Consider the following 15,054-nt stretch of genomic DNA (forward strand, 5'->3'; position numbering starts at 1 on the left):
AAAGAGGGTGCCTAAAGCTCCTAGACACCCTCTTTTAATTAGGTTAACCTAACTTAGAAGTTTTTCAAGTATTCAATTCACAGAAACATAAAAAACTTTTTAAATGGCCTCTGCTTACTCAATGATCATCTTGCTATTGATTTCTTTATCGTCAATTCTAATTTTAAGAATGTACATTCCCTTTTGTAGGTTGCTAAAATCAACAGATGCTTTGTTCGCATCGTGTAGCGAGCGGGTATCAAGCAGTTTGCCTGTAATATCGTATACCGACAGGGTGATCTTCTCGAAAGGTCGGTCGTAATTTAAAGTTATGTGTCCATTGGATGGATTTGGGTAAACTGATAATCCGCTTGTAGTTACATTGTTAACGCTAGTAACGGTGTACATCGTTGACCATTCGTTAGAGGCGGTGTTGGAATTACCTGCAATATCGGTGGTTACATTAGCAGGTACGGAAACGCTTACAGTTCCCGATGCTATGGGGGCTATCTTAACACGGTATTTAGGTGCTGTAATGTCATCAAATTCAGTTATATCGGCATTTGTTACTTGCATATCCGATTGCTCAAATCCTTTAACGTTTTCGTTAAACTCAACGTAAACATTAAAACTTGATAGTTGGGTGTTATCTCCTGTACCACTGCTAATATTTACAGTTGGTTTTTCGTTATCTAGTACAATGCTAAAACTATTGCTTGGCTCACTTTCGTAAACAGGGTTTGAAGACACCAACTTAATTCTGTAGTCCGAGCCAGACTCCGTTCCTGCAGGGATCACAAAGTCAATAGTACCCCCTTCGTTCGTCTGTAAATCACCGATGGCTACTGCCGATGAAAAATCGCCATTTTTATCGGAAAGGTAAACTGTAAATGTATTTTCAGTAAACGTTTCGTTAATTGAGTAGCCAATGGAATGGTTTGCAGCCACTTCATTTGAAACGTAGAAAGGACCATCAACTTGATTCACCATTAATGCCGGAGACTTGAAGGGAGCCAATCCCGATTTCCAAAGCCCCCGACCATAGGTACTTGCGTATAGCACACTGTTTTCGGGCGTTTCCAAATCGTAATGAATCTCGAGTTCGGTAACCACTACCGATGGGAGGTTGTTGCTAAATAGTATCCATTCGTTATTGTCTTCCTTAAGGAAAACTCCAATATCGGTACCTAAGTATAGCTGCTGCTGGCCGCTCGAAAGCTTATTCTCAATAATAGTATTGGCTGGTACGTTAGGCAGATTTGTTCCAGAGATATTGTCCCAAGTGGTACCACCATCAAATGATTCGTAAACTTTTTGACCATTAATATATCCACCGCTGGTAATCCAGATATGTTTTGGGTCGATGTTATCAACAGTAATGTATGTGATAGAGTTGTAATTAGATGGTAATGAGCTGGTGATGTTTTCCCAAATTTCGCCTCCATTGTTTGTTCTATAGATGTTATAAAGGTCGGCAATGTAGATGTACTCGGGGTTAGACTCGGCAATTGCCATTGATCTGATTTTAGAGGTTATGTTCAGGTTCGATATTTTTTCCCAATTATCCCCTCTATCAGTAGTTTTCCAAACATCGGCATAGCCAACGTAAAGGGTTTTGTTGTCAATTGGGTCGATAAGATAGGGTGTAACCCATGCACCTTGAGCTCCGCCAGGAATGTTTGCAGTAATGTTACTCCTTGAATTCCATCGGTTAAGGGTTCGGTCTATTTGTCCGTTTACATAGGTAGCATACTGTACATTTACATCTTTGTAATCGATAATACACTCCATACCATCTCCACCCTTTACGTCCCACCAGTTGCCTGCTGAAGTAAGCTTGCTACCATTATCCTGTAGGCCTGTTATTACCTCGTCTTTTACTGTTTGCGAAACGCCTAGTCTGTACATTTGGCTAATAACCAGTCCGTTGGTTAGGTCGATCCATGTTTGTCCGCCATCGGTAGTTTTGTATATACCGCCATCATTGGCTTCAAAAAAGGTGTTCTCGTCTCTAAATGTCATGTAGTGCTTATCTGCATGAACGGCAGGGACGCTATATCCACCGTACCAGTGATTTGCAATACTCCAAGACTCCCCACCATTTGTCGATTTCCAAGTATTGACACCACCAACATACACTGTATTTTCATTTGTTGGTGAAACAGATAGGGTTAAGTCGAACCATCCCTGTCCGCCTGATGATGTGCTAACATCCCAGTTTAATAGGTTGTAGTCAGTCGATTGGTCCCCATAAATTTGGTTGAAGGTATCGCCTCCATCGATTGATTTATAAATACCATCCAACCCATACTGGGTGTCGCAGGCTAAAGCGTAAACCACATCGGGGTTTGCTGGGGTAACATCCAATTCTACTCGGTATGATGATGGCAAACTATGCACCTCCAACCAAGTATCGCCCGAGTTAGTCGATTTCAGTATTGTTTTGTTAGAAAAGTTTGCAGCATAAAGAACTTCCCCGTTTGAGTTGGGTTGGAGCTCTATATCGAAGAAAACCCCAGATGATACAACATTAAACGTTTCCCAAGCGTTGGTGGTTTTTATGAGCCCCCCGTTTGTTGATGCCCAAAACGTGTTAGGATCACTAGGATGAATAAGCATACGAGTAATTCTATACCTACTTGAAACTTCAAGGCTAAAACCAGTTTCTTGCCAGGTTTGTCCATCATCGGTGGTTTTTAGCACGCCTATGGAGTAGTTGTCGCCAGCATCGCGGTCGCCAGTGGCAATATACATGGTTTTGCTCGTTTCGTAGTCGTGAGCCAGCACAATTTCGCTAACGCCAATAACGGGTAGGTTGTCGGTTAGTATTTCCCAACTTTGTCCGCCATCAATGGTTTTCCATAATCCGCCTGATGGGGCTCCTACCCAAAAAACATTGGGGTTGGTTGGATGAAAAGCAACGCAGTTTATTCTACCCACACCCGCATATCCTCCCGCAGAACTGCTCGGGCCCATACTTTGCCAGTCAGCCAGATCCTCACCTTTAGCGTTCTTCACCTTTAAAAAATCTTGCTGTACTCTATAGGTGTTAACCGAAGGGAAGTTTCCTGTCTCTCGGTCTACTCTGGTTTCCCAAAACCATTCCCAACGCTTAAATTGTTTCCATCCGCCTGCTTTATGTTTTTTGCCGTCTATATAGTAATATCCATTTTTAACATCGTAATTGCTCCAGTAATCGTTAAACTCTTTCTGCATTTGCCAAAGGTTCTCGTTACTTTTTGATGTTTTGGGCGACTGGAATTGTTCAATCCAGTCTTGCGCATTAGCGGTGAAAACTGAAGCGCAAATAATCAGAAGTGTAGCGTAAAATTTGTTCATAGGTAATTATTGTTTTAGAGTAAATTCATTGTAAAAGGTGTTAATTTCTCGATTTGATATACCGTACAGTACCCCAATACGATAAATCCCTGGTTGAGCGGGTTTGGTAATAGTCTCGGGGATCGATGTATTAGTTGTATCGCCACACCAACTTTCATCTAAATTCCATTTTTTGTTGAGATTTTCACCTTGTTGTAGTACAATAAACTCAGCAGGTCTTGCGCAAGGGGCGCCGCATGGGCAATGCAAAATACGAAGTGGAATCCAATTATCACCATCTTGCTTTTCAATTGCTAGTTTATAGTGTTCAAAAATCTTGATTAAACTGTTGGATTGATTTGTAATAACAAATTCAGCAGATTTATCGGGATTGAAATTAACTTCAATCTTTATTGGGTCTAATTTCTGAGGTGTTGATGTTTTTGCAGCTTGTTGGCGGCTACAACTCCAAAACATAGTAATAGTGAGTAGAAGGACAATTTTGGTGTGCATAGTTATTGGGTTTGTTGTAGGGGTTAAAAGTAGAACTATTTTCTAATGTTGCCAATAACCTGTGGCCTGAATTGCATTTATCTGATTGCGAGTTAGTGTAGAAAGACCTCTAAACGGTCATTTTTTTGACAATACTTGTGTTCTTAATTCTTGAAAAGATCACCAAGAAATTATAAAAACGCAATGTTGTAACATATGATACATTTTTCCCTTACCCCATACCGTATGTTTGTAGTGCGAAACCGCAGAAAGGTTTCAAACAAAAAACGAAAAAATAAAACACTACAAATATGAAAAGGGATATTATTACAATCGACCGCGACCTGTGCAACGGATGTGGCTTATGCGTTACCGGATGCCATGAGGGCGCCCTACAAATGATTGACGGCAAGGCAGTACTTATTAGCGAGTTGATGTGCGATGGCCTTGGCGCCTGTATTGGCGATTGCCCCGTGGGCGCAATTACCATTGAGCATCGCGAGGCCGAGGCTTACGATGAGGTGCTTACCATTAGCAAAATGGTTGGCAATGGCAAAAACACCGTAATTGCCCACCTAAAGCATTTGAAAGATTATAACGAGAAGGAATACCTGCGTCAGGGCGTAGAGTGGCTCTTGGCAAATCAAGATAAGTTTGACTTTAAAGTTGAGGATGTGCTGCACGCTGTGCATGATCACCAAAAGGCCGATGCCTGTGGATGTGGCGATAACACTCCACAACCCAAACCCCAAGCACATCATCAACACGCTGGCGGAGGATGTCCCGGTTCGGCAGCACGTGCCTTTGGAGGTGGTGCTGCATCAGCAACAAACAATGGCAATGCGATGGTCTCGGGTCAATCGGAACTAACGCATTGGCCTGTTCAGCTACACCTAATCAACCCCAATTCGGGACACTTCAAGGGGGCGAACCTATTGTTAGCTGCCGACTGCGTGGCGTTCTCTATGGGGAACTTCCATAGCGATTATCTCAAGGGTAAAACCCTTGCCATTGCTTGCCCTAAGCTCGACTCCAATAAAGAAATGTACGTTGAAAAAATTACAGCCCTAATCGATAGCGCGCAGATTGATACCATTACCGTTATGAAGATGGAGGTTCCCTGCTGCGGCGGCCTACTTCAGCTAGCCAAAATGGCTATGGATAGAGCCCAACGCAAGGTACCCATCAAACTAATTACGGTTGGCATTCAGGGCGAGGTAGTGGAGAGCAGCTGGGTATAGAACGGTAGAACGGTAATCGGTAATCAGTAATCGGTAATCAGTAATCAGTAATCGGTAATCGGTAATCAGTAATCAGTTCTGGTGACAACCGATAACTGACAACTAACAACTAACAACTAACAACTAACAACTAACAACCAACCAATCAACCAATCAATCAATCAATCATTTTAACAAGCTAACTTAAAAACTTACAACTATGAGCATGTTCTGTTTTCAGTGCCAAGAGGCAGCAAAAGGTACCGGTTGCACCATAAAAGGTGTATGCGGAAAAACCGACGACCTAGCAAAAACTATGGATCTTCTAATGTTCACCCTTAAGGGGATGAGCGTTTACAGCTCCGCTTTACGTGAGCAGAAAAAGTATGAGAACCCCATTGTGAACAAGTTCATTTTCGATGGGCTATTCATGACCATTACCAACGCCAACTTCGACAAGAAGGTGATTGCCGATCGTGTTACCCGTGGTCTTGAGCTTCGCAACTCGCTTCGCGAGGAGTGCAAAAAGCAGGGCGTAACCGTTAACGATAGTTTTGAGGGTTGTACTTGGCAAGGAACTCCCGATCAGTACGAGGCAAAAGCCGAAACTGTAGGCGTACTTTCTGAAACTAATGAGGATATCCGCTCGCTTAAAGAGCTTATCATTTACGGTGTAAAGGGTATGGCGGCTTATACCGAGCACGCCTACAACCTTGGTCATGAGGATGTAACCATTTACGAGTTTATGCAGCGTGCCTTGGCATCAACTACCCAAAACCTTAGCGTTGATGAGCTGGTTGCCCTTACGCTCGAAACTGGTAAGTTTGGTGTTTCTGCAATGGCTCTTCTCGATAAGGCCAACACAACAAGCTACGGAAATCCTGAAATCACCAAGGTTAACATTGGCGTTAGCAATAAACCTGGTATCCTAATTAGCGGTCACGACCTTAAGGATATGGAGGAGTTGCTTGCTCAAACCGAGGGAACTGGTGTTGATGTGTACACTCACAGCGAGATGCTACCGGCCAACTACTACCCAGCATTTAAAAAGTACAAGCACTTTGTGGGTAACTACGGTAGCAGCTGGTGGAAGCAGAAGGAGGAATTCGAGACTTTCAATGGGCCAATCCTTTTCACTACCAACTGTATTGTACCACCAACCGAAAAATCTACATACAAAAACAGGGTATTCACAACTGGCGCAGCAGGTTACCCTGGTAGCAAGCACATTGCTAACCGTGAGCCCGGTAAGCAGAAAGATTTCTCAGAAATAATTGAGATGGCAAAAACTTGTCAACCCCCAGTTGAGATTGAGACAGGCGAGATTGTTGGTGGATTTGCTCACGCACAGGTGTTTGCTCTTGCCGATAAGGTTGTTGATGCTGTTAAGTCGGGCGCTATTCGCAAGTTTGTGGTTATGGCTGGTTGCGATGGCCGCATGAAGGACAGAAACTACTACACCGAGTTTGCCGAGAAGCTACCAAAAGACACTGTTATCCTAACCGCTGGTTGTGCCAAGTATCGCTACAACAAGTTGCCTTTAGGCGATATAGGAGGAATTCCTCGCGTGCTCGATGCTGGTCAGTGTAACGACTCGTACTCTCTTGCCGTTATCGCCATGAAGCTTAAGGAGGTGTTCGAGTTAAACGATATTAACGAGCTACCAATTGCTTACAACATTGCATGGTACGAGCAAAAGGCCGTAATCGTTCTTCTGGCACTGCTTTACCTAGGCGTTAAAAACATTCATTTAGGCCCAACGCTTCCCGCGTTCCTTTCGCCAAATGTTGCCAACGTGCTAGTGAACAATTTTGGTATTGGAGGTATTACTACAGTAGATGAGGATATCAAGATGATGATTGGGTAATAATTTAAACGCTAAAACACGAAGGCGCAAATAAATATTTATAGCGTCTTCGTGCCTTTGCGTTAAAAACAGAAAATATGTCAAATGAATTTGTAAAAGGCCAAAAGTTCAGCTTTGTAAACGAGGTTGAATACTCCAGCGGAGGAATTGTTAGCAAAAACGTGCTAAAACGCCCAACGGGCAATATATCACTATTTGCTTTCGATAAGGGTGAGAGCCTAAGCACCCACACCGCACCATTCGATGCCACCGTTCAGGTGCTCGAGGGTAAAGCCCGCATTGTGATTGGCGGCGAGGGTCACGATTTAGTTGCCGGCGAAACCATTATTATGCCTGCTGGCATTCCCCACAGCGTGGAGGCTACCGAGAAGTTTAAGATGTTACTAACGATGATTAAGGAGTAGGGGAAAGACGGAATTCAGAAGACGGAAGCCAGAAGACGGAAGACGGATGGATTATCCTTACTCTTCTGTCTTCCGTCTTCAAACTTTAAATTTCAAACAATGGACAACGAAATTATCTGCACCTGCATGGAGGTTACCCGTGGACAGATTGTAGCCGCCATCAACGAGAAGGGTTGCAAAACCCTTGAGGATATCCAGAACGAAACCGAGGCCTGCACAGTGTGCATGAGCTGCGAGGATGATATCCAGGACATACTCGACGAGGAATTGTCAAAATAAAAATATTTGATATGAATACCAGAAATCTATCGGATGCACCTTTTAAGGATACACCCCATAAGGTTGACGTTCGCGAAATGTACAACCACCCCGATGCGCAGGTTATTCACATCACGCTGCAGCCAGGCGAATCGTTAAAGCCACATAAAACGCCTGTTGATGTATTCTTCTATGTGCTGGAAGGCAATCCAACAATCCATGTTGGTGATGAGTCCATTGCATATCCAAAGGATACGATTATTGAAAGTCCCAAGGATATTGTGCATTACCTTAGCAATGAGAGTAAAGATGTGGTTCGAATACTTGTGGCCAAAACGCCAAATCCACAAACCAAAAGGACTTTGTAAAGCATAGGGGGAATCGTATTTCGGTTCCCTTTTTTAGTATTCTAATCCAATTTGTTGCCTAATGCTATCCAAGGTTTCGTGAAGTCGAAGGCTTTTGGCTAGCGGGAATTCTGTCGATTGCGAGTCGCCTCGAATCAGGCAGTTCATCACCTCTTCAATCTCGTACTGATAACCAAACCCTGACTCATCGAAAGCGTAATGATGGATATGACCATCAATTACTGCATCTAAGCTGGTTGGCTCATGCCATTTACTGTACATTCTGATGTATCCCTTTGTTCCAGCAATTAGAGCTTCGGAAGGAGTATTCACCTGAAACGAAGAGGATAGGCTGGCGGAAATACCTTTCTGCCTGTAGGTGAAAACAATATTGCAATTCTCATCAACACCAGTTTTTCCTATTACTGCCGATGCTAAAATTTCATCGGGCTTGCCAGCCAATTCCAAGGCAAAGAAAACTGGATAGATACCAATGTCGAGCAGCGAGCCACCACCCAACTCCTTATTGAATAGCCGTTTGCTAATATCGTATTCTGCCTTAAAGCAGAAGTTTGCCTGAATGTACTTTACCTCTCCAATATGACCCTCATGCACCAACTCGTAACATTTCCGAAACGAGGGAATAAACTTGGTCCACAGTGCTTCCATCAAAAAAAGATTGTTGTCTTTTGCAACTTTGCTAAGCTCTTCAACCTGCTGAGCATTCATTCCCATAGGCTTTTCGCATAGCACATGCTTATCGTTTTTTAGGCAGAGTAATGAGTGCTCGAAATGGAAAGGATGTGGGGATGCGATGTATACAATATCAACATTTGGATCCTCTGCCAACTCCTCATATGATCCATAGGCAATCTCAGCATCAAATTGGTTGGCAAAGGCTTGAGCTTTTCCAAGCGTTCGCGATGCAACAGCATATAGGTTTGCTCCATCAACCAGCTTTATATCCGATGCAAACTTTTCGGCTATTTTGCCGGGCGCAATTATGCCCCAATTCCATTGTTTTTCCATCACAACTATCTACATTTATGAGAACCTAAATGCAAATATAGGGTAGTATTTAGATATTATGGTGTTGTTGTGTTAAGTGTTGAATCGTTAGCCAGATTAAACCCCAACAGGGAATCGCTATCAAACATCAGTTAAAAAGAAAGCACTATACATTATATCAGTTAATCAAACCTAAAATTTTATGAGACGATTTCTTCTATCGGCCTTTCTAATTTCTTTTGCAACGCTCTTTTCGTTTTCGCAGAATGAGCCCGTTACGAAAGCAAACTACGAGTTGGCTTCGCGGTTTTCGCCAAACCGTATCAGAAAAATGGTTTACAGCACTTCGGTTGATGCCCATTGGCTAAAGAATAGCACCCGCTTTTGGTACACCTACGAGACCAGCGAGGGGCGAAATTATTACATTGTCGATCCGGCTCGAAAATCAAAAAGCCTAATGTTCGACAACGTGAAGATGGCTGCCGATATCTCCAGGCTTACGCTCGACCCATTCGATGCACAGAATATTCCCATCCGAAACCTAAAGTTTTTGGATAATGAGGATGTAATTCAGTTTGAGATAAAGAGCACCCTGGTTGATGAGGATAAGGAGGATGACGAGGAGGATGATATGACCGAAAAGCAAGGCCAGCGCAATAAAGGGAAAAATGGCAAACCCGATAAGAAGACCTGGTACTTCGAGTACAACATTAAAACGGGCAAGCTTACCATGCTCGACGATTATAAGAAGCCAAAGGATAGACCCGACTGGGCAAATATTTCGCCCGATGGCGAGAAGGTTGTTTTTGCCCGCAACCACAACCTATTCTGGATGGATAAGGAGAGCTACGAGAAAGCCATTAAGAATGAGAAGGACTCTACCATAGTTGAGCATCAGCTAACTTGGGATGGTGAAGAGGATTACAGCTACGGTTCGAGCTGGAGAGGAGAGGACAATGTGGAGAAGGAGAAGAACAAGGACAAGCGCAAGGGCGCTTGGGCTTTGTGGTCGCCCGACTCCAAAATGATTGCTCTTACCCGTTCCGATATGCGCAAGGTTAAGGATCTGTGGGTTATCAAATCCCTTTCGAACCCTCGTCCAACTCTCGAGTCGTACAAGTACCATATGCCCGGCGAGAAGAATGCACCTGTTGAGGAGATGCTGGTTTTCAACTTTATTGATTCGCTGCCAGTGCAGGTAAAAACAGATGCCTTCCCCGATCAAACGCTTTCCATTCAGGCGGCTCCTCGTTTGCGCAAGGAGCGCGACGACGATTACGTTGCCCGCAAGTGGTTGGCCGATTCCAATAAACACTTCTACTTCACCCGCACCTCGCGCGATTTGAAAAGAATCGATATTTGCCAAGTTGACCCTACAACCGGTGAGGTTAAAACTATAATAGAGGAACGCCTCAATACCTACGTTGAGACTCGCCCGCTGGGTGTAGTGAATAGCGGTAGGGAGCTAATCCACTGGTCAGAGCGCGATGGATGGGCGCATTTCTATCTGTACGATGGACAGGGTAACCTGAAGAACCAGATTACCTCCGGCCCATATCACACCGATAGAATTGTTAACATCGACGAGAAAAACAGAGTGCTATATTTTACTGCCAACGGGGTTCAACCCAATGAGGATCCATACTACGAGCATTTCTATAGCATAAACTTTGATGGCTCGGGTTTGAAGCTACTAAACCCAGGTAACTACAACCATAGCGTTTCTATGGATGATGACAATAAGTTCTTTGTTAACAATTACTCTAGGGTTAACACCATACCCAAGTCGGAGCTAAGGGATAGCAAGGGCACCAAGATAATGGACTTGGAGGAGGCCGATTTTAGCCAGCTATTTGCTGCTGGTTATCAGTTCCCCGAGCCATTCAAAGTTAAGGCCGATGATGGTAAAACCGATATCTATGGTGTGATGTACAAACCATTCGATTTTGACTCTACCAAGCTATATCCGCTAATTCAGTACGTTTATCCTGGGCCACAAACCGAAGCGGTTGACAAGTCGTTCTCGGCTCGTATGGACAGGACCGATCGTTTGGCGCAGATGGGATTTATTGTAATTACCGTGGGTAACCGCGGAGGACACCCCAACCGTTCCAAGTGGTACCACAACTACGGTTATGGAAACCTTCGCAACTATGGCTTAGCCGATAAGAAGGCGGCTGCCGAGCAGCTGGCCAACAGGCACAAGTTTATCGATATCAACAAGGTGGGTATTCATGGCCACTCGGGTGGAGGATTTATGTCAACTGCCGCCATGCTGGTTTACCCCGATTTCTTCAAGGTGGCTGTTTCCAATGCGGGTAACCATGAGAATAACATCTACAATCGTTGGTGGAGCGAGAAGCACCATGGCGTGAAGGAGGTGACTGATACCACGGGCAAAACCACCTTTGAGTACAACATCGACAAGAACTCGGAGCTGGCTAAGAACCTAAAGGGTAAACTTCTGCTAACTACTGGAGAGATTGATAACAACGTTCATCCAGGCCTTACCATCCGTATGGCTAATGCATTGATTAGGGCAAATAAGCGTTTCGATTTCTTCATGTACCCCGGTCAGCGGCACGGCTATGGCGATATGATGGAGTACCACTTCTGGCTTACAGCCGACTACTTTGCCAAGCACCTGCTGGGCGACTACTCTACCAATGTCGATATGCTTGAGATAAATAGGGATATTGAACTGAAACGATAGCTTAGTGTAATTGAAAAATAGAGGAGGCTGCTCGGATTAATGCTGGGCAGCCTCTTTTTTGTAAAATTATCACTAGTGACTGACAAATAAATATAGATTTCTCGCTTCGCTCGAAATGACAGTACTTTCAAGATGTCTAAGGGTGTGAGGGGGTGAAGGCGGCGTAGCCGCCTTCACCCCCTCACACCATACAGCGTAACAGCCTGTCATTTCGAGCGAAGCGAGAAATCTATTACATTATTATCATTTTAAAAAAGACTTAGTCGGACACTAGTGTAAAATTATCACTAGTGACTGACAAACACTTTGAAGATATTATAAGATTCTTCGCTTCACTTCGTTTTGCTCAGAATGACAGGTATATGCTTTTAAGTGGATATGGAGGGGAGGGTCAGTTGGCCTCGTTCTAGAACAACGAGGCCAACTGACCCTCCCCTCCACTAAATATAATATACACCTGTCATTCTGAACGAAGTGAAGAATCAAGTTTGCGAGGTCACTGAAAGTAATCTTATTATTTGAGTCGGTCACTATTGTAAAATTATATTGTTGTTATCGTGTCTATTGTATCAATCGCTGTTCTACAACACTTATTTATAATCAAACTAAATTGTAAACTTCCCTCCACTTCATTATTATCAAAAGTTAAAGAAAATTATTTTTGTAGTCGATTCTCAAACGATTACTGAATGGCTAAAAGGATTAAAACCGTTGATCATCTCGGTAGGGTTCAGGAAATTAATTCGGACAACATTGTTGTAAGCATCATAAGCCAATCGGCTTGTGCTGGCTGCCATGCTAAGGGCGCCTGCGGATTGTCCGATACTGCTGAAAAGCATGTTCACGTATGTAAGCCTAACCACAACCTTAAGGTAGGTGAGAGCGTTCGGGTTATCCTAAAGCAATCCCTAGGTTTTAAAGCGTTATTACTGGGCTATGTGTTGCCCTTTGTTGCCATACTTACGGTTTTGGTAACGCTTACTTCCCTCAATGTTAGTGAGGGAAAGGCTGGGTTGGCATCGCTTGCCATTCTAGTGCCATACTATTACATTCTGTATCTATTTAAAGATAAGATATCGAACCACTTCACTTTCGAAATTGAATCAACTTAATTATAGGATAGCATGAGTTATTCCATTATTCTTTACACCGTGTTAATGCTCAGCGCCCTTGGAGTGCTGGCAGCGGTAATTCTTTACTTTGTAGCCCAAAAGTTTAAGGTGTTCGAGGATCCTCGTATCGACGAGGTTGAGGCGGTGCTCCCCGGAGCCAACTGCGGAGGATGTGGCTACCCAGGGTGCAGAGGCTTTGCCGATGCCTTTGTTAAGGCAGATGATATTAGCGGCCTGTTTTGTCCTCCCGGAGGTAACGAAACCTATGCAGCAGCAGCCAAGGTGGTGGGCAAGGATGCCGTAGCCCAAACCCCAATGATTGCCGTGGTTCGCTGCTCGGGCTCGACCGAACATAGAGCCAAAACCAGTGCCTACAACGGAGCCGTATCGTGCAAGGTTGCAACAACCCTGTTTAGCGGCGATACGGGCTGCCAGTTCGGTTGCCTTGGTCTTGGCGATTGCGTAGAGGTGTGTACTTTCGATGCAATTTATATCGACGAGGCAACAGGCCTGCCTGTAGTAGATGAGGATAAATGTACTGCTTGTGGCGCATGTGCTAAGGCTTGTCCCAAGTTTATTATCGAGATGCGCAAAAAGGGCCCTAAGGGTAAGCGAATTTTTGTGTCCTGCATCAATAAAGATAAGGGTGGCGTAGCCAAGAAATCATGCTCCGTAGCTTGCATTGGTTGCAGCAAGTGCGTTAAGGTTTGCCCTCACGATGCCATTACGCTGGAGAATTTCCTTGCCTATATCGACTACGACAAGTGTAAACTTTGCCGCAAGTGCGTTGATGAGTGCCCAACGGGTGCCATTCTTGAGTTGAATTTCCCTCCCAAGAAAAAGAAGGTGGAGGAGGAAGTTAAAACAGAAAGTGTATAGTAAACATTTAGAATAATGAATATCGATTACGTTTTCTGATTTAAGATCACTTCATCATTCGTAAATCGATATTTATCATTCGATATTCAATACAAGTGAGTATGTTAAAGACCTTTCCTAAAGGCGGGGTACATCCCCCAGAGAATAAGTTTTCGGCCGATAAAACCATAGAGGCTTTACCTTTGCCTGAGCAGGTAGTTATCCCCATATCGCAGCATATTGGTGCCCCAGCAGCAGCTGTGGTGGCTAAAGGCGATAAGGTGGTGGTTGGTCAGGTTATTGCCAAAGCCGCAGGCTTCGTGTCGGCTAATATTCACTCTTCGGTATCGGGCACAGTAGCTTCGCTCGATCCCGTGCTCGACTCAACTGGCTACAAAAAGCCAGCAATAACCATTACCGTTGAGGGCGATGAGTGGTTGGCTGAGATTGACAGGAGTCCCGATCTTAAAAAGGATATCAATCTTAGCGCCGAGGAGATTGTTGCAAAGGTAAATGAGGCCGGTATTGTTGGCCTTGGTGGAGCAACCTTCCCGTCGCATGTTAAGCTATCGGTTCCCAAAGGGAAAAAGGCCGATGTGCTTATAATTAATGGAGTGGAGTGCGAGCCCTACCTTACATCGGATCACAGGCTTATGCTCGAGAAGGCCGATGAGCTAATGGTGGGAATCTCTATCCTTAAGAAAGCCCTTGGCGTTGAGCGTGCCCTTATAGGTGTTGAAAATAACAAACGCGATGCCATTGCACATCTTAAGCAGGTTTCTGCTGGATATGCAGGTATTGAGGTGCATGCCCTTAAGGTGAAGTATCCACAGGGAGGCGAAAAGCAGCTAATCAAAGCGCTTATCAACCGCGAGGTTCCATCGGGCAGTCTTCCCATTGAGGTAGGTACTGTGGTTCACAACGTGGGAACAGCCTTTGCGGTATACGAGGCTGTGCAGAAAAACAAGCCATTGGTTGAGCGTGTAGTTACCGTTACAGGTAAAAAGTTGGAAAACCCTGGCAACTTCATGGTGCGAATAGGTTCGCCAATATCAAAATTAATTGAGGCTGTGGGTGGACTACCCGATGATACAGCTAAGGTGGTTAATGGTGGCCCCATGATGGGTAAAGCGCTTAGCACAATTGAGGCGCCTGTTACCAAGGGAACTTCGGGAGTTATACTGTTTCCTGAAAACGAGTCATTGCGACCAGAGGTGCAACCATCGTGTATTCGCTGTGGTAAGTGCATCAGTGCTTGCGCCATGGGACTGGAGCCATACCTTCTTATCCGCCTATCGCAGCGCAAGATGACTGAGCGGATGGAGGAGGAGCGTATACTCGATTGTATGGAGTGCGGCTCATGTAGCTACGTTTGCCCCGCCAATCTGCCGTTGCTCGACTACATCCGCTTGGGCAAAGGCGATGTAAGCGCTATGGTTAGGGCACGCAAAAACTAAAAATAGATGATATAAACTCTA

General features: G+C 44.4%; 12 protein-coding genes. 9 read left to right on the top strand and 3 right to left on the bottom strand.

The features are described 5' to 3' along the window. Positions 1–114: 114 nt before the first annotated feature. On the bottom strand, positions 115–3,318 hold the full coding sequence (locus G8O23_RS00405; RefSeq protein WP_166360571.1) for a T9SS type A sorting domain-containing protein: 3,204 nt from the start codon (positions 3,316–3,318) through the stop codon (positions 115–117). A 6-nt stretch (positions 3,319–3,324) separates the two neighbouring features. Then, entirely contained in the window at positions 3,325–3,810 is a 486-nt protein-coding gene (locus G8O23_RS00410; RefSeq protein WP_166360573.1) for a hypothetical protein, read from the bottom strand. Positions 3,811–4,100: 290 nt separating this feature from the next. Here G8O23_RS00410 and G8O23_RS00415 point away from each other — a divergent pair, with 290 nt between their 5' ends. From G8O23_RS00415 to G8O23_RS00435, 5 genes are all read left to right on the top strand, one after another. Then, complete coding sequence (locus tag G8O23_RS00415; protein ID WP_166360575.1) at positions 4,101–5,030, top strand: ATP-binding protein; 930 nt, start codon at positions 4,101–4,103, stop codon at positions 5,028–5,030. 199 nt (positions 5,031–5,229) lie between these two features. Beyond that, positions 5,230–6,876 (top strand): hydroxylamine reductase, encoded by a 1,647-nt coding sequence (gene hcp / locus G8O23_RS00420; protein ID WP_166360577.1) that lies wholly within the window; start codon positions 5,230–5,232, stop codon positions 6,874–6,876. Positions 6,877–6,953: 77 nt separating this feature from the next. Beyond that, the gene (locus G8O23_RS00425) at positions 6,954–7,280 is read left to right on the top strand and encodes a cupin domain-containing protein (protein ID WP_166360579.1); all 327 of its coding nucleotides are present in this window, start codon (positions 6,954–6,956) and stop codon (positions 7,278–7,280) included. Positions 7,281–7,379: 99 nt separating this feature from the next. Then, a complete protein-coding gene (locus tag G8O23_RS00430) occupies positions 7,380–7,559 on the top strand; it encodes a (2Fe-2S)-binding protein (RefSeq protein WP_166360581.1) in 180 nt (59 codons plus the stop codon). 11 nt (positions 7,560–7,570) lie between these two features. Next, positions 7,571–7,906, top strand: a complete 336-nt coding sequence (locus tag G8O23_RS00435; RefSeq protein ID WP_166360583.1) for a cupin domain-containing protein — start codon at positions 7,571–7,573, stop codon at positions 7,904–7,906. Positions 7,907–7,939: 33 nt separating this feature from the next. Here G8O23_RS00435 and G8O23_RS00440 read toward each other — a convergent pair whose 3' ends face one another. After that, entirely contained in the window at positions 7,940–8,914 is a 975-nt protein-coding gene (locus G8O23_RS00440; RefSeq protein ID WP_166360585.1) for a Gfo/Idh/MocA family protein, read from the bottom strand. 181 nt (positions 8,915–9,095) lie between these two features. On the opposite strand from G8O23_RS00440, the gene G8O23_RS00445 reads away from it, so the two are divergent. The 4 genes from G8O23_RS00445 to rsxC all read left to right on the top strand — a co-directional run bounded on the left by G8O23_RS00445 (position 9,096) and on the right by rsxC (position 15,033). Then, positions 9,096–11,606, top strand: a complete 2,511-nt coding sequence (locus G8O23_RS00445) for a S9 family peptidase (protein ID WP_166360587.1) — start codon at positions 9,096–9,098, stop codon at positions 11,604–11,606. 689 nt (positions 11,607–12,295) lie between these two features. Next, on the top strand, positions 12,296–12,718 hold the full coding sequence (locus G8O23_RS00450) for a SoxR reducing system RseC family protein (RefSeq protein WP_166360589.1): 423 nt from the start codon (positions 12,296–12,298) through the stop codon (positions 12,716–12,718). Positions 12,719–12,730: 12 nt separating this feature from the next. Further along, positions 12,731–13,597: a Fe-S cluster domain-containing protein gene (locus G8O23_RS00455; protein ID WP_166360591.1), complete on the top strand. Its 867-nt coding sequence runs from the start codon at positions 12,731–12,733 to the stop codon at positions 13,595–13,597. Between the two features lie 101 nt (positions 13,598–13,698). Beyond that, positions 13,699–15,033: an electron transport complex subunit RsxC gene (gene rsxC / locus G8O23_RS00460; protein ID WP_166360593.1), complete on the top strand. Its 1,335-nt coding sequence runs from the start codon at positions 13,699–13,701 to the stop codon at positions 15,031–15,033. Positions 15,034–15,054: the final 21 nt, after the last annotated feature.

This window comes from Perlabentimonas gracilis, from assembly GCF_011174675.1.
Lineage (GTDB): Bacteria > Bacteroidota > Bacteroidia > Bacteroidales > Tenuifilaceae > Perlabentimonas > Perlabentimonas gracilis.